The sequence below is a fragment of the Gordonia aichiensis genome (assembly GCF_039946255.1).
GTDB classification, from domain to species: Bacteria; Actinomycetota; Actinomycetes; order Mycobacteriales; family Mycobacteriaceae; genus Gordonia; species Gordonia aichiensis_A.
Window position 1 is genome coordinate 1 of the sequence record NZ_JBCDWL010000067.1, and the last position, 255, is coordinate 255.

General features: G+C 57.6%; 1 rRNA gene. It reads right to left on the reverse strand.

The features are described 5' to 3' along the window. Positions 1-255, reverse strand: a 16S ribosomal RNA gene (locus AAFO60_RS20910); the annotation flags it as partial.

The following is a 255-nucleotide window of genomic DNA, read 5'->3' on the forward strand; positions in this document are numbered from 1 at the left end:
CATCGAATTAATCCACATGCTCCGCCGCTTGTGCGGGCCCCCGTCAATTCCTTTGAGTTTTAGCCTTGCGGCCGTACTCCCCAGGCGGGGTACTTAATGCGTTAGCTACGGCACGGATCCCGTGAAATGGAACCCACACCTAGTACCCACCGTTTACGGCGTGGACTACCAGGGTATCTAATCCTGTTCGCTCCCCACGCTTTCGCTCCTCAGCGTCAGTTACTACCCAGAGACCCGCCTTCGCCACCGGTGTTC